This is a genomic window from Streptomyces sp. BE20, from assembly GCF_036322525.1.
Lineage (GTDB): Bacteria > Actinomycetota > Actinomycetes > Streptomycetales > Streptomycetaceae > Kitasatospora.
The window spans coordinates 99,062-114,117 of the sequence record NZ_JAQYWW010001223.1 but is presented as its reverse complement, the minus strand read 5'-3'; the positions used below and the strand labels follow the sequence as shown (position 1 = coordinate 114,117).

Genomic DNA, 15,056 nt, shown 5'->3' with positions numbered 1-15,056 from the left:
CGGTCACGCGCCGGGGGCGAACCGCGCGAATGGGGCGTTCGGAGCGCCCTTATGCTGGCACGCATGTGCGGAATTGTTGGATACGTGGGCTCCCAGCCCGCCCTTGACGTAGTAATCGCAGGCCTGCAGCGACTGGAGTACCGGGGTTACGACTCCGCCGGTGTCGCGGTGCAGGTGCAGGGCTCCGACGGGCAGTGGAGCCTTGCCACCGACAAGCGGGCCGGAAAGCTCGCCAACCTGGAGAAGTCACTCGCCGAGACCCCTCTTCCCGGCGGAACCACCGGCATCGGTCACACCCGTTGGGCCACCCACGGCGGCCCGACCGACGCCAACGCCCACCCCCACCTGGACGACGCCGTCCGGGTGGCCGTGGTCCACAACGGCATCATCGAGAACTTCGCCCAGCTCCGGGCCGAGCTGACCGAGCGCGGCCACACGCTGCGCTCGGAGACCGACACCGAGGTCGTCGCCCACCTGCTCGGCGAGCTGTACGACGGTGACCTGGCCGAGGCGATGAGGGCGGTCTGCCGCCGTCTCGACGGCGCCTTCACCCTCGTCGCCGTGCACGCGGACGCGCCGGACGTCGTGGTCGGCGCCCGCCGCAACTCGCCGCTGGTGGTCGGGCGCGGCGAGGGCGAGAACTTCCTCGCCTCCGACGTCGCGGCGTTCATCGCGCACACCCGCGAGGCGATCGAGCTGGGCCAGGACCAGGTCGTGGAGCTGCGCCGCGACGCGGTGACGGTCACCAACTTCGACGGCACCCCGGCCGACGTGCGCGAGTACCACGTCGACTGGGACGCCTCGGCCGCCGAGAAGGGCGGCTACGACTACTTCATGCTCAAGGAGATCGCCGAGCAGCCGAAGGCCGTCGCCGACACCCTCCTCGGCCGGATCGGCACCGACGGCCGGCTCACCCTCGACGAGCTGCGGATCTCCGACGCCGACCTGCGGTCGGTCGACAAGGTCGTCATCGTCGCCTGCGGCACCGCCTTCCACGCGGGCATGATCGCCAAGTACGCGATCGAGCACTGGACCCGGATCCCCTGCGAGGTGGAGGTCGCGTCCGAGTTCCGCTACCGCGACCCGATCATGGGCCCGGGCACGCTGGTCATCGCGATCTCGCAGTCCGGCGAGACCATGGACACCCTGATGGCGCTGCGGCACGCGCGCGAGCAGGGCGCCAAGGTGCTGGCGATCTGCAACACCAACGGCTCCACCATCCCGCGCGAGTCGGACGCGGTGCTGTACACCCACGCCGGGCCCGAGGTCGCCGTCGCCTCCACCAAGGCGTTCCTGACCCAGCTGGTCGCCTGCTACCTGGTCGCGCTGTACCTCGGCCAGGTGCGCGGCACCAAGTGGGGCGACGAGATCCTCGCCGTCATCAAGGAGCTCGGCGACGCCCCGCGCCAGGTCGAGCAGGTCCTGCAGACCATGGAGCCGGTGCGCGAGCTGGCCCGCTCGCTGGCCGACGCGCGCTCGGTCCTGTTCCTCGGCCGGCACGTCGGCTTCCCGGTGGCCCTGGAGGGCGCGCTCAAGCTCAAGGAGCTCGCCTACATGCACGCCGAGGGCTTCGCGGCCGGCGAGCTGAAGCACGGGCCGATCGCGCTGATCGAGGAGGGCCTGCCGGTCGTGGTGGTCGTGCCGTCGCCGCGCGGGCGGTCGATCCTGCACGACAAGATCGTCTCCAACATCCAGGAGATCCGGGCCCGGGGCGCCCGCACGATCGTCATCGCCGAGGAGGGCGACGAGGCGGTCGTCCCGTACGCGGACCACCTGATCCGCATCCCGGTCACGCCGACCCTGCTGCAGCCGCTGGTCTCCACGGTGCCGCTGCAGGTCTTCGCCTGCGAGCTGGCCACGGCCAAGGGCCACGAGGTCGACCAGCCCCGCAACCTGGCGAAGTCGGTGACGGTCGAGTAGCCGGGTCGTCCGGCCCTTCCCGTCCGGTGCCCCCGCGGTGGCTGCGTTCCACCGCGGGGGCGCCCTGCTGTCCGGGCCCGCCGGGCCGCTCCGGCGGCGCGGGGTCGGCCGGTGGGGGACCGGAGCGGGTGTCGTGCCGAAGCGTGCCGCACGGCCTCGGGCCCTGCGGGGGAGGCCGGTCGCGTAGCGTCGGCGGTAGCCGTCGTCCCTATCCGTCGTCCGTCGCCGAAGACCGGGGGAACCCCTCATGCGCAGTGCTCACCGCGTCGACCAGGTCCGGGCCGCCGAGGCCGAACTGATGGCCGCGCTGCCGGAGGGCACCCTGATGCAGCGGGCCGCCGCCGGCCTCGCCGTGACCTGCGCCCGGCTGCTGACCCGCCGTCGGGGCCGGGTCTACGGCAGCCGGGTGGTGGTCCTGGCGGGCAGCGGGGACAACGGGGGCGACGCCCTGTACGCGGGCGCGGCGCTGGCCCGGCGCGGCGCGCGGGTGGCGGCGGTGCTGCTCGCACCCGAGCGGGCCCACGCAGGGGGCCTCGCGGCTCTCCGGTCGGCCGGCGGGCGGGTGGTGCCGGAGCAGGAAGTCGGCCTGGCCGACTTCTCGCGCGCGGACCTGGTGCTGGACGGCATCGTCGGCATCGGCGGGCGGGGCGGCCTGCGGCCGGAGGCGCGGCCGTACGCCCGCGCCGGCCGGGACGGGGTGGTGGTGGCCGTGGACGTGCCGAGCGGGGTGGACGCCGACACCGGCGAGGTGGCGGGCGTGGCGCTCCGGGCGGACGTGACGGTCTGCTTCGGCACGTACAAGCCGGGGCTGCTGATCGATCCGGGCGCCTCGTACGCGGGGGTGGTGCAGCTGGTGGGGATCGGGCTGGAGCTGCCGCCGGCCGCGGTGGCGGCCCCGCAGCACGACGACGTGGCCGCGCTGCTGCCGGTGCCGGGGGCGGAGAGCGACAAGTACCGGCGCGGCGTGGTCGGGGTGGCGGCCGGCTCGTCGCGGTACCCCGGGGCCGCGCTGCTCGCGGTGGCCGGGGCGCTGAGCGGTGGCGCCGGTGCGGTGCGGTACGTGGGGACGGCGGCCGAGGAGGTGGTGCGGCGGTTCCCGGAGGCGCTGGTCACCGAGGGCGGGCCGGCCGGGGCGGGGCGGGTGCAGGCCTGGGTGGTCGGACCGGGCGGCGGCGAGGGGGCGGAGCGGGCGCTCACGGAGGCGCTGGCGAGCGACGTCCCGGTGCTGGTGGACGCGGACGGGCTGACCGAACTGGCCCGCCTCGGGCCGCAGGTGCTCGCCGGGCGGACGGCGCCCACGCTGCTGACCCCGCACACGGGCGAGGCGGCCCGCCTGCTGGCGGGCGCGGGTGAGGCGGCGGGTGCCGCGGGCGGTGAGGCCAGGCCGCCGGCCGCCGACGAGCTGGCCGCCACCCGGCTGGCCACGGCCCGCCGGCTCGCCGCCGCCTACCGGGCGACGGTGCTGCTGAAGGGCTCGACGACGGTGATCGCCGACCCGGGCGGCGCGGTGCGGGTGAACCCGACCGGCAGCGCCTGGCTGGCGACGGCCGGCAGCGGCGACGTGCTGGCGGGCCTGGCCGGTTCGCTGCTGGCCACCGGGCTCTCCCCGCTGGACGCCGCCTCGGTGGCCGCGTACCTGCACGGCCTCGCCGCCCGCGGCGCGGCCGGTAGTCCCGGGGCGCCCGTCACCGCCCTCCAGGTGGCGGCAGCCCTTCCCGCCGCCTGGCGCGACGTCCGGTCGGCCGAGGGCTCAGAGGGTTCTGAGGGTTCCGCGGCCGCTGTGGCCTCCGGGGGCTGACGCGCGCCGGAACGTACCGACCGGCCTCCGTCGAGCTGCCCGGGCGCCCGTCGGCCCCTGCGCCCCGCCCTCGGCTCGCCGGGCGCGCACGAGAAGTCGGCCCGTCCGACGTCCGGTGCGCGTACTGCGGTCGTCGCCCTCTCCTGGCCGATCGGCCTGCTCCTCGTCCGCTGCGGGGGCCGGGGAGGCCGGGGAGGCCGGGACGGTCGGGGCGGGTGGGGGGAGGGGGGAAGGAACCGGCGGGTGATTCGTGGGCGTCCGGTAAGGGACGGCGGGTTGTGCGGGCCGCTCGGCGGCGGCGCCCCGGGGCGGCGTGCCGACGGGCCGTTCGGCGAGGACCCTGGGACGTCTGGGAGACTGACCCTGATGACAACTGCGAACACGATCGCTACGGCCACCCTCACCGAAGGAGCGCGGGCCGAGGCGACCATCGATCTGGCCGCCCTGCGCGGCAACCTCGACGCGCTGCGCGAGCGCGTCGGAGGCGCCGCGGTGATGGCCGCGGTCAAGGCGGACGCCTACGGCCACGGCGCGGTCCGGTGCGCCCGGGAGGCGGTCGCCGCAGGGGTCGGCTGGCTGGGCACCGCGACGCCGGAGGAGGCGCTCGCCCTGCGCGCCGCCGGCATCCGCCCCGACCAGGCCCGCGTCCTGTGCTGGCTCTGGACCCCCGGCGGCCCGTGGCGTGAGGCGCTGCTCGCCGACATCGACATCTCGGTCAGCGGCCGGTGGGCGCTGGACGAGCTGCTCGCCGCCGTCCGCGGCACCGGGCTGCCGGCCCGGGTGCACCTGAAGGCCGACACCGGCCTGGGCCGCAACGGCTGCCAGCCGCACGACTGGCCCGACCTGGTCGCCGCCGCCCGCCGCGCCGAGCTGGACGGCCTGCTCACCGTGGTCGGCGTCTGGTCGCACTTCGCGGCCGCCGACGAGCCCGGCCACCCGTCGATCCAGGCCCAGCTGGACGCCTACCGCGCCGCGCTGGTCACCGCCGAGGCGGCCGGGCTTCGGCCGGAGGTCCGCCACCTGGCCAATTCGCCCGCCACCCTGCTGCTCCCGCAGTCGCACTTCGACATGGTCCGCACCGGCCTGGCCGTGTACGGGCTGTCGCCCGTCCCCGAGGTCGGCTCGCCGGCCGACTTCGGCCTCCGCCCGGTGATGTCGCTGAGCGCCCGGCTCGCCCTGGTGAAGCACGTCCCCGGCGGGCACGGCGTCAGCTACGGCCACCACTACACGACCCCCGGTCCGACCACGCTGGGCCTCGTCCCGGTCGGCTACGGCGACGGCGTCCCCCGGCACGCGAGCGGCACCGGCCCGGTGCAGATCGACGGCAAGTGGCGGACGGTGGCCGGCCGGGTGGCGATGGACCAGTTCGTCGTCGACCTGGGCGGCGACACCCCGCCGGTCGGCGACGAGGTGCTGCTGTTCGGCAATGGCGACCGGGGCGAGCCGACCGCCGAGGACTGGGGCCGCGCCTGCGGCACCATCTCCTACGAGATCGTGACCCGGATCGGCTCCCGGGTGCCGCGCCGCTACGTCGGCGGGCTGGACGGGGAGCCGCTCGGATGAGCGGGCAGCCCGGCGCGGACCCGGTCGCGACGGTGGCCAAGGCGGCCGGGAAGGCCGCGGAGGTGGCGGGTGCCGCGTCCGGTGCGGCCTCCGGGGTGAGCCGGGCCGGCCTGATCGGGATCTCGGTCGGCGTGCTCGCGGCGGGTGCCGCGGCCGGCGTGGCGATAGAGCGTCTGACGGTCGGCCGGGCGATGCGCCGCCGGGCCCGCGCGGAGCTGGACGCCAAGGCCGCGTACGGCTCGCTGCGCGGTCGCCCCCGGACGGTGACCGCCACCGACGGCACCGAGCTGTACGTGGAGGTGGACGGCACCGGCTGGCCGGACGCCGGCGCGGATGCCGCTGGGAACACCGGTCCGGACTCCGGCCCGGAGCCGCTGACCGTGGTCTTCTGCCACGGCTACTGCCTCAGCCAGGACAGCTGGCACTTCCAGCGCGCCGCGCTCCGCGCCGGTCTGCGGCTGGTCTTCTGGGACCAGCGCAGCCACGGGCGCTCGGAGCGGTCCCGCTCCTACCTGGCGGGTGAGCCGGCCAGCATCGACCAGCTGGGCGGCGACCTCAAGGCCGTGCTCGACGCCGTCGCGCCCACCGGTCCGCTGGTCCTGGTCGGCCATTCGATGGGCGGCATGACGGTGATGGCGCTGGCCGACCAGCATCCGGAGCTGTTCCGCGACCGGGTCGCCGGGGTCGGGCTGATCGGCACCCTGGCGGGGAACTGGGACGCGGTGACCCTCGGCCTGCCCGCGGTGGGGGCGAAGCTGTTCAAGCGGGTCGCGCCCGGCATGGTGAAGCTGCTCGGTCGTCAGGTCGACCTGGTCGAGGCGAGCCGCCGGCTGGGGGCCGACGTCAGCGCCGTGTTCTACCGGCGTTTCTCCTTCGGAGGGAAGGACGTCGACCCCGGGGTGGTCCGGTTCGCCGAGCAGCTGCTGGACGCGACGCCGATCGACGTGGTGGCGGAGTTCTACCCGGTCTTCGCCGCGCACGAGAAGACCGAGGCGCTGGGTGCCCTGCGCGGCGTTCCCACCCTGGTGCTGACCGGCACGAAGGACCTGCTGACCCCGCCCGGCCACGGTGAGGTGATGGCCGGCCAGCTGCCCGGCGCGGAGCTGGTCCTGGTCGAGGACGCCGGGCACCTGGTGATGCTGGAGCGGCCGGACCTCGTCAACCAGCGGCTGGTCACCCTGCTGGAGCGGGCCGCCGCCTACCGGGGTGCGGCCCCGCTCCCGGCCTCGTTGCGCGAGCCGGCGTAGCCGCCGCCCGGCCCGCCGCCGGGCGGCCGGAACGCCCGGCCCCTGTCCGCAGGGGCAGGGCCACCGGTTCGCGGTGGGTGCGGGGCCGGGTGTCAGGCGTCCGCGCCGCCCTTGCGGCGGCGCAGCACGACGAGCGTGCCGATGCCGACGGCCAGCACCGCACCGCCGACCACCGCGAGGGCGGAGGTGTCGTCGCCGCCACCGCCGGTGGTGGCCAGGTTGCTGCCGCCGGACGGGCGGCCGGCGGCCTTCGCCTTGGCCTTGGCGACCGCCTCGGCGGTGGGCCGGGGCTTGGCGGCCGCGGCCTGCTGGAAGGCGGCGGCGTCGGGGAGGGTGATCTGCGCGGCGCCGCCGGTGGCGGGCGCGGGGGCGCCGGTGGTGGCGGTCGGGGTGGCCGACGGGGAGGCGGAGGCGGACGCCGTGGCGCCGGCCGTGGGGCTCGGGCTGCCCGTGGCGGTCGGCTTCGGGGTGGCCGTCGGGGTCGCGGTGCTCGTCGCGGTCGCGGTGGCGGTCGCGGTGGCCGACGGCGTACCGGTCGGGGTGGCCGTGGAACTCGGCGAGGCCGTGGCCGTGGTCGACGGGGTGGTCGACGGGGTCGCCGTGGCCGACGGCGTACCGGTCGGCGTGCCGGTGGCGGTGGCGGTGGCTGTGGCCGACGGTCCGGCGGAGGTGGACGGGCTTGCCGTCGTCCCCTCGCCGGTGCCGATGACGAAGGCGCCCTTGGGCCCGAAGGCCCAGCTCGGTCCCTCGGCGGGGTCCTCGTCCGGGTCGTCGAAGAACATCGACAGCTGGGCGACGGCGTCGTCCGCGACCACGTCGGCGGTCAGGGCCAGCCTGAACTGGAAGGTGAGCGAGTCGCCGTTCGGCAGGTAGAGCAGCTCGCCGAGGTCGAGCACCGGGGCGCGCAGCCCGGCGGTCGACGGTGTGGCGTCCCGCCAGGCGTGGGTGTCGACGTCCTGGAACTGGAGCTTGATCTGGCCCGTGGTCAGCTTGCCGTGCTCCGAGCCGAACACCATCATCGGCTCGATGATCATGTCGCGTCCGGACGTGTTGGCGACCTCGGCGGAGAAGGCGGCGGCCGGGGCGCCCGCGACGACCCGGGCCGGGAAGTTCTTGAAGGTCAGCACCGGCGGCGCCTGCGGGCCGGAGGCGGCCCGTGCGGCGGCGACGGCGGCGGTGCCCGCCGCCGGGGCGGCCTGAGCGGCGGGGGCGGCGGCGATGACGGAGGCCGAGGCCAGGGCGGCGACGGCGGGTATCGCGAGACCGCGACGGAGCTTCATCGGTGGACCTCATCGGGAGACCGGGCCGGCGGGCCCGGAGGCGGGGACCCGGACGGCGGACGGGGGCGTCGGCGGTCCGGAGGACGGTTCGGAAGCAGACGGTAGCGGTTCGCGGGAAGCCTCCCGGGAGCGGGTCACCGACGGCGGGCCCGGTGCCGGCGACCTGTCGGCGGCAAAGATGATCACATCGGGACAGACCGGGCCCGGCCACGGGTGCGGCCCGGGATGTGGCACGGTAGCGGGGGCGCCCGACGGTCGGTGCGCCGCCGTACGGACCGAAGGGCTTGATTCGCGCATGGGCTCGCACGCCACTCTCACCGTCGCCACTCCCGAGCGGATGGGCCGGCTCGGCCGGGAGCTGGCCGCACTCCTGCGGCCGGGGGACCTGGTGCTGCTCTCGGGCGAGCTGGGGGCCGGGAAGACCACGCTGACCCGGGGGCTGGGCGAGGGGCTCGGCGTGCGCGGAGCCGTCACCTCGCCGACCTTCGTGATCGCCCGGGTGCACCCGTCGCTGGTGGGCGGCCCGGCACTGGTGCACGTGGACGCGTACCGGCTGGGCGGGGACCTGGACGAGATGGAGGACCTCGACCTGGACGTCTCGCTGCCCGAGTCGGTGGTGGTGGTCGAGTGGGGCGAGGGCAAGGTCGAGCGGCTCTCCGAGAACCGGCTGGAGGTCCGGATCGAGCGGGCGATCGGCGTCGGCGCGGAGGCGGACGACCTGGACCCGCGCCAGGTGGTGCTGACCGGGATCGGCGGACGCTGGGACGCGGTGGAGCTGTCCGCGCTGGCCTGAAGGGGCCGGGCCCTCTCCTGCGGAAGAGAGGGCCCGGCCCGCACGGGCTTGCCGACAGCCTGTCGGGAAGATGTTGCGGGCGAGGTCCCGGGCGTGGTGGGATGGGTGCTGCGGTTAGGTGTGCCTAACTAGGGAGGCGCCATGTCGAGCACCACCCCCGTCCCGGAGCGCGCGCCGCGCGGTGCCGGGGCCGGAGAGCCCGCCCGCCGAGCCCCCGGGGAGCCGATGCGGGCCCTGCTGGCGTCCTGCGCCGCGGCGGAGGCCGTCTCCACCCCGCCCCGGCGGCGTACGGCCGCAGTCACCACGGACGCGGCGGAAGCCCCGGAGCCCGCGGATCCCTCGGACGCCGTCGTGCGGGCGGACACCGGCGCGCACCACACCCGTCGCGCCGCCGCGTAGGCCGGACCGCGCCCGGGTGCGGCTCCCGGTCGGGTGCGGCCCCCGGTCGGGGCCGATCCCGCCCTGCGGACTTCGTGCGGTCCGGTGGGGGGACGGTCAGGCGATCACGACCACCTTGGTGTCCTTGGGTGCGAAGTCCCAGAGCAGCTGACCCTCCTGCCGGCCGCTGCGGATGCCGCCGGTCTTGGCCTTCGGGTCGGCGGTCGGCGTGCCGGTGGCGCCGTCGACGGCCGCGCTGAAGCCGAACACCACGCCGTTCTGCTGGGCGAAGCGCACCACGTGCTCGATCTGCCGGCCGTCGGTGCCGGTGGTGGTCGGGGTCCGGCTGTAGACCAGGTAGCTGCCGGGGGTCGGCTCGACCGTGCCCGGGGTGACCGGGAAGGCGGCCACCAGCTGGGGGGTCTTCTTCGGGTCGACCAGCCAGACGTAGTGGCCGCTGACCGAGTAGACGACCCGCAGCCCGGTGCCCGCGCCGGTGGTGGGCAGCGCCGGGACGGTCGGTGTGGGCGAGGCGGTCGGGGTGGCCGAGGCGACCGGCCCGCTGGACGAGGCCGCGACGCTCGTGCTCGGACCGGCGGCGACCGCCCGGTCCTGCGCGCCGTTGGCCTGGAAGGCCAGCAGGCTCACCACTGCCAGGGCCCCCAGGGTCAGCCCCGTGACCACCACTCCAGGACCCATCTTCGCCACGTGTGCTCCCACCGCCGTCCCAAAACCGTCGGCCCCATCGTGCCAGGTTCGTCCGGCCGGTCCGCATCGTGCCGGACGTGTGTTCCGGACCGGTGCGGGTTTTCGATCGGGCGGAGCAGATGATCGGAGCAGATGACCGCGGCGCGGCGGGGGCGGCGCCCCGGGGCGGGCGGCCCGACCGGTCACCCGCCGACCGGTCTAACCTTGACCCGTGCTGCTGCTCGCGTTCGACACCGCTACCCCCGCCGTCACCGCCGCCGTCCACGACGGCACCGCGGTCCTCGCCCAGACCGACCAGGTCGACGCCAGACGTCACGGCGAACTCCTGCTGCCCACCATCGACCAGGTACTGCGGGCGGCCGGTGTCGACAAGCACCGGCTGACCGGCATCGCCGTGGGCGTCGGCCCGGGCCCGTACACCGGGCTGCGGGTCGGTCTGGTGACCGCCGCCGCGCTCGGGCACGCGCTCGGCCTCCCGGTGCACGGCGTCTGCACCCTGGACGCGATCGCCCACCGGGCCCGCGCCGAGGGGCTGGCGGGCGAACCGTTCACGGTCGCCACCGACGCGCGCCGCAAGGAGGTCTACTGGGCCTCGTACGACGCCGAGGGCCGCCGTACCGAGGGCCCGGCGGTGGACCGCCCGGCCGAGCTGACCCCGCTGCCGCGGTCCGTCGGCGCCGGTGCGCTGCTCTACCCGGACGCCTTCCCCGGCGCCCAGGGACCCGAGCACGTCTCGGCCGGTGCGCTCGCCGACTTCGCCGTCGCCGAGCTGGCCGCCGGCCGCGAGCTGCTGCCGAACGCCCCGCTCTACCTGCGCCGGCCGGACGCGCAGGTGCCGGCCGGCTACAAGGCGGTGCTCCCGGCGTGACCGGCCCGAGTACCACCGGCCCCGCTCCGGCCGTCCCGGCCGCGGACGCCCCCGGGGCCGTCACCCTGCGCCCGATGCGCTGGTGGGACATCGCCCCGGTGATGGAGCTGGAGCTGGAGCTCTTCCCCGAGGACGCCTGGTCCACCGGGATGTACTGGTCCGAGCTGGCCGAGACCCACCCCGGCGGCACCCGCCACTACACCGTCGCCGCCGCCCCGGACGGCGCCGTCGTCGGCTACGCCGGACTGATGGCGGTGGCCGGCGAGGGCGACGTGCAGACCATCGCCGTCGACGGGCGCAGGCAGGGGACCGGCCTCGGTACGGCCCTGCTCACCGACCTGGTCCGGGAGGCGGTCCGACGCGGGTGCGTCGAGCTGCTGCTGGAGGTCCGGGTGGACAACCCGCGCGCCCAGCGGCTGTACGAGCGCTTCGGCTTCGAACCGGTCGGCATCCGGCGCGGCTACTACCAGCCCGCCAACGTCGACGCCCTGGTGATGCGCCTCGACCTCGCCGACCGCGACGACCCGGCCGACCTCGACGACCTCCTCGACGGCGACGCGCCCGAGGGGGACGAGCTTCCCGACGGCGACGCCCCCGACGCCCCCGACGGCCCTGAGGGCCCCGACGGCCTCGACGAATCCGCGGACCTCCCGCGACCGGATGTGAAGAAGGACACCCGCCATGGCTGACGAACCGCTCGTCCTCGGTATCGAGACCTCCTGCGACGAGACCGGCGTCGGCATCGTGCGCGGCACCACCCTGCTCGCCGACGCGGTCGCCTCCAGCGTCAACGACCACGCCCGGTTCGGCGGCGTCGTCCCCGAGATCGCCAGCCGCGCGCACCTGGAAGCGATGGTCCCGACCATCGAGCGCGCCCTGGAGACCGCCGGCGTCAAGGCCGGCGACCTGGACGGCATCGCCGTCACGGCCGGCCCGGGCCTGGCGGGCGCGCTGCTGGTCGGCGTGAGCGCCGCCAAGGCGTACGCGTGGGCCCTCGACAAGCCGCTCTACGGGGTCAACCACCTCGCCTCGCACATCTGCGTGGACCAGCTGGAGCACGGCCGGCTGCCGTCGCCGACGATGGCCCTGCTGGTCTCCGGCGGGCACTCCTCGCTGCTGCTCAGCGCGGACATCACCAGTGACGTCCGCCCGCTCGGCGCGACCATCGACGACGCGGCAGGCGAGGCCTTCGACAAGGTCGCCCGGGTGCTCGGACTGGGCTTCCCCGGCGGCCCGGTGGTGGACCGCAGGGCCCGCGAGGGTGACCCCGGGGCGATCGCCTTCCCGCGCGGCCTGACCGGCCCCAGGGACCCGGAGTACGACTTCTCCTTCTCCGGGCTGAAGACCGCCGTCGCCCGCTGGGTCGAGGCGAAGCGCCGGGCCGGGGAGGAGGTGCCGGTCGCGGACGTCGCGGCGTCCTTCCAGGAGGCCGTCACCGACGTGCTGACCCGCAAGGCGGTCAAGGCGTGCAAGGACAGCGGCGTCGACCACCTGATGATCGGCGGCGGCGTGGCGGCGAACTCGCGGCTGCGCGAGATGGCCCAGCAGCGCTGTGACAAGGCCGGTATCCGGCTCCGGGTGCCGCGGCCGGGCCTGTGCACCGACAATGGCGCGATGGTCGCCGCGCTCGGCGCCGAGATGGTCTGGCGCAACCGCGCGCCGTCCTCCCTCGCCCTGTCGGCCGACTCCTCGCTGCCGGTCACCGAGGTCCACGTGCCGGACGCCGCAGCCGTGCACGGCGACGTCCACGGCCAGGCGTACGACGCGCTGACCGGGCAGCAGAAGTGACCACCACCGCCGCGATGTGGGAGGCCCGGGCGGCCGACGGACGCGCCGCCGAGCTCTCCGCCTGGGTGCGCGAGGTCGCGTTGCCCGCGCTGCGCGGTACGGCCGGGCTGGTCCGCACCGAGCTGTTCGCCGCTCCGGGTGGGCGCGTGCTGCTGATCACCTGGTGGACCGGCGAGCCGGTGCCGGTGGTCGAGCCGCCCGCCGGGCTGCTGGGCCGTCCGGTCCACCGGTGGTCCTTCACCAGCGAGCACGTGGAGTAGCCCCCGCCCCGCGCCGTCCGACCCCCCGCCGTCCGACCCCGCGCCGTCCGACCCCGCGCCGCCCGACCCGCCTCCACCCCCGCCGATCGGCTGCTCGAAGGCCCGACCGGGAACCGAACACGTGACCGCTACCGTGCAAGGCGATGAGATCGCTGGACGGGACCGGGGAGCACGGCGCGGTGAAGAGGCACGGGCGGGGCAGGACGACGACGTACGCGGTGGGGGCGATGGCGCTGCTCACCGCCGTCTCCGGGTGCGGCAGCGGCGGCGGGACCGGCGGCCCGCCCGCCGCGGCGGTCTCCACCCCGGCCGACCGGGGCGCCGCCTCCTCCTCGGCCGCGCCGCAGCAGCCTGTGACGCCGCCGCCGGCCCCCGCCCCCGTTCCCGCCGCCGGGGATCCGGCCGCCTGGGCCAGGTGGAACCTCAAGCCGCTGCCGCCCGCGCCGCCGGCGCCGGCCGACAAGCCGGTGAAGCTCCGGCGGAGCGGGCCCGTCCCGGTGTTCAGCGAGGTGCGGACCACCGACAAGGTCGTCTTCGTCACCATCGACGACGGCGCCGAGAAGGACCCGCGGTTCGTCGAGATGCTGACCGACCTCAAGGTGCCCGTCTCGATGTTCCTGACCCGCGACGTCGTCAAGGACGACTACGGCTACTTCAAGCGGCTCCAGGCGCTCGGCAACCACGTCCACAACCACACCGTGGGCCACGCCCAGTTGAGCAAGGTCACGCCGGAGAGGCAGCGGTCCGAGATCTGCGACGCCCAGACCGCCTTCACCCAGCAGTACGGCACCGCCCCGCTGCTCTTCCGCCCGCCGTACGGCGACGGCGCCCACACGGCGGCGCTCAACGACGCGGTGCAGCAGTGCGGACCCAGGGCCGTCGTGCTCTGGCGGGAGTCGATGCAGATCCACGACATGCAGTACCAGGCGGCGGACAAGAAGCTCCGGCCCGGTGACATCGTCCTGGCCCACTTCCGGGGCCCGAAGGACCTCAAGGGCGAGACGATGACGCAGATGTTCGGCGAGATGCTGGCCCGGATCCAGGAGCAGGGCTTCGCGGTGGCCCGGCTGGAGGACTACATCGAGTCGCCCGCCGCCTGAGCGTCGGCCCGGACGGGCCGTCCGAGCATCATCAGCGGCCCGTTGTCGGTCCGGCTGAGGATCACCGTGACGGAGTTCGGGCCTGACGGCTTCAGCTGGCGGCGCAGCTCCTCCGGGGTGATCGCCATTCCGCGCTTCTTGATCACCACCGTGCCGACGCCCCGCTCGCGCAGCAGTGCCTTCAGCTTCTTGATGTGGAACGGCAGCACGTCGGTCAGCTCGAAGGCGTGCGCGTACGGGGTGGCGACCAGCTCGTCCGAGGTGACGTAGGCGATCTTCGGGTCGATCAGCCGGCCGTTCACCTGCCCGGCCACCTCGGCGACCAGGTGGGCCCGGATCACCGCGCCGTCCGGCTCGTACAGGTAGCGGCCGACCGGGCCGGCCGGCGGGTCGGGCAGGTCGCCGCCGGTCAGGCTCGTCCTACCGGGGAGCAGGGTGGCGCGGTGCGGGCCGGCGGCCCCGGTGCCGAACCAGAGCACGGCCTCCTTGACGTCGCCGTGGTCGGAGACCCACTCGGCCTCGGCGTCGGCCGGCACCGCCTCGTGCGGGATGCCCGGTGCCACCTTGAGCGCGCCGATCGGGGTGCGCCGGCCGGCCCCGATCGCCCAGGAGAGCGGCGGGGCGTACGCCTCGGGGTCGAAGACCCGGCCGCGCGCGGTGCGCCGGGCCGGGTCGGTGAAGACCGCGTCGTAGCCGGCGACGTCGATGTCGGCGACGTCCGCGCAGCGCACCTCGACCAGGTCGGTCAGGCCCAGCGCGGCCGCGTTGGCCGCAGTGGCCGCGCAGGCGGCCGGGTCCCGGTCGACGGCGAGGACCTCGATCCCCGCCCGGGCCAGTGCCAGCACGTCGCCGCCGACCCCGCAGCAGAGGTCGGCCAGCCGCCGCACGCCGAGGTCCGCGAAGCGGTGGGCCCGCCACTCGGCGACGCTGCGCCGGGTGGACTGCTCGACGCCGTCGGGCGTGAAGTACATGAGATCGGCGTCCGCACCGAACTTGGCCCGCGCCCGCTGCCGGAGCCGGGCCTGCCCGAAGGCGGCGGACACCAGCTCGGCGGGGTGCTCCCTGCGCAGCCGGGTGGCCAGCGCCAGCTCCTCCTCCGGCGCGAACTCGCGCAGTTCGGCGAGCAGGGCCTGGCCCCGGTCGGTCAGCAGGGGCTGCAGGTTGTCGGTCTCCACGGGCCCATTCTCCCCGGTCGGTGCGCCGGGACGGGCCGGTGCGTCCGGAGGTCTCGATCACGGGACGTGTGTGCGGTCGGGGGAACGACCCGAACGTGAGTGCGGCTACTCGCCCGTATCCCGGGGTCCGGGGGCGCGCCGTTGGCACTCTGGTTGACTGAGTGCTAACCGCGGCCTA

13 protein-coding genes and 1 pseudogene are annotated in these 15,056 nt (G+C 75.7%); 11 read left to right on the top strand and 3 right to left on the bottom strand.

Annotated elements, in window-relative coordinates; genetic code table 11:
* Positions 1–63 precede the first annotated feature (63 nt).
* The 4 genes from glmS (at position 64) to PUR61_RS42725 (ending at position 6,528) form a co-directional block, all read left to right on the top strand.
* A complete protein-coding gene (gene glmS / locus PUR61_RS42740) occupies positions 64–1,920 on the top strand; it encodes a glutamine--fructose-6-phosphate transaminase (isomerizing) (RefSeq protein ID WP_329885369.1) in 1,857 nt (618 codons plus the stop codon).
* A gap of 247 nt (positions 1,921–2,167) precedes the next feature.
* Positions 2,168–3,718, top strand: coding sequence for an NAD(P)H-hydrate dehydratase (locus PUR61_RS42735; RefSeq protein ID WP_329885368.1), 1,551 nt, complete (start codon positions 2,168–2,170; stop codon positions 3,716–3,718).
* Between the two features lie 366 nt (positions 3,719–4,084).
* Positions 4,085–5,281: an alanine racemase gene (gene alr, locus PUR61_RS42730; RefSeq protein WP_329885367.1), complete on the top strand. Its 1,197-nt coding sequence runs from the start codon at positions 4,085–4,087 to the stop codon at positions 5,279–5,281.
* On the top strand, positions 5,278–6,528 hold the full coding sequence (locus tag PUR61_RS42725) for an alpha/beta fold hydrolase (RefSeq protein WP_329885366.1): 1,251 nt from the start codon (positions 5,278–5,280) through the stop codon (positions 6,526–6,528). Before alr ends, PUR61_RS42725 begins: the two co-directional genes overlap by 4 nt.
* 92 nt (positions 6,529–6,620) lie before the next feature.
* Here PUR61_RS42725 and PUR61_RS42720 read toward each other — a convergent pair whose 3' ends face one another.
* Positions 6,621–7,808, bottom strand: a complete 1,188-nt coding sequence (locus PUR61_RS42720; protein ID WP_329885365.1) for a hypothetical protein — start codon at positions 7,806–7,808, stop codon at positions 6,621–6,623.
* A gap of 295 nt (positions 7,809–8,103) precedes the next feature.
* Here PUR61_RS42720 and tsaE point away from each other — a divergent pair, with 295 nt between their 5' ends.
* Positions 8,104–8,601 carry a tRNA (adenosine(37)-N6)-threonylcarbamoyltransferase complex ATPase subunit type 1 TsaE gene (gene tsaE, locus PUR61_RS42715; RefSeq protein WP_329885364.1) on the top strand — a complete coding sequence of 166 codons (498 nt, stop codon included), beginning with the start codon at positions 8,104–8,106 and terminating at the stop codon, positions 8,599–8,601.
* Between the two features lie 141 nt (positions 8,602–8,742).
* A complete protein-coding gene (locus PUR61_RS42710; RefSeq protein ID WP_329885363.1) occupies positions 8,743–9,000 on the top strand; it encodes a hypothetical protein in 258 nt (85 codons plus the stop codon).
* A 96-nt stretch (positions 9,001–9,096) separates the two neighbouring features.
* Here PUR61_RS42710 and PUR61_RS42705 read toward each other — a convergent pair whose 3' ends face one another.
* Complete coding sequence (locus PUR61_RS42705) at positions 9,097–9,678, bottom strand: hypothetical protein (protein ID WP_329885733.1); 582 nt, start codon at positions 9,676–9,678, stop codon at positions 9,097–9,099.
* Between the two features lie 220 nt (positions 9,679–9,898).
* Here PUR61_RS42705 and tsaB point away from each other — a divergent pair, with 220 nt between their 5' ends.
* From tsaB to PUR61_RS42680, 5 genes and pseudogenes are all read left to right on the top strand, one after another.
* On the top strand, positions 9,899–10,555 hold the full coding sequence (gene tsaB / locus PUR61_RS42700) for a tRNA (adenosine(37)-N6)-threonylcarbamoyltransferase complex dimerization subunit type 1 TsaB (RefSeq protein WP_329885362.1): 657 nt from the start codon (positions 9,899–9,901) through the stop codon (positions 10,553–10,555).
* 74 nt (positions 10,556–10,629) lie between these two features.
* Positions 10,630–11,070 (top strand): annotated as a pseudogene (rimI, locus tag PUR61_RS42695) (ribosomal protein S18-alanine N-acetyltransferase); the annotation flags it as partial.
* A gap of 166 nt (positions 11,071–11,236) precedes the next feature.
* On the top strand, positions 11,237–12,343 hold the full coding sequence (tsaD, locus tag PUR61_RS42690; RefSeq protein ID WP_329885361.1) for a tRNA (adenosine(37)-N6)-threonylcarbamoyltransferase complex transferase subunit TsaD: 1,107 nt from the start codon (positions 11,237–11,239) through the stop codon (positions 12,341–12,343).
* The gene (locus tag PUR61_RS42685) at positions 12,340–12,603 is read left to right on the top strand and encodes a hypothetical protein (RefSeq protein ID WP_443035341.1); all 264 of its coding nucleotides are present in this window, start codon (positions 12,340–12,342) and stop codon (positions 12,601–12,603) included. The genes tsaD and PUR61_RS42685 overlap by 4 nt, the downstream gene beginning before the upstream one ends.
* Before the next feature lie 143 nt (positions 12,604–12,746).
* Positions 12,747–13,703 (top strand): polysaccharide deacetylase family protein, encoded by a 957-nt coding sequence (locus tag PUR61_RS42680; RefSeq protein WP_329885360.1) that lies wholly within the window; start codon positions 12,747–12,749, stop codon positions 13,701–13,703.
* Here PUR61_RS42680 and PUR61_RS42675 read toward each other — a convergent pair.
* The gene (locus PUR61_RS42675) at positions 13,679–14,878 is read right to left on the bottom strand and encodes a THUMP-like domain-containing protein (RefSeq protein ID WP_329885359.1); all 1,200 of its coding nucleotides are present in this window, start codon (positions 14,876–14,878) and stop codon (positions 13,679–13,681) included. The genes PUR61_RS42680 and PUR61_RS42675 overlap by 25 nt on opposite strands.
* Positions 14,879–15,056: the final 178 nt, after the last annotated feature.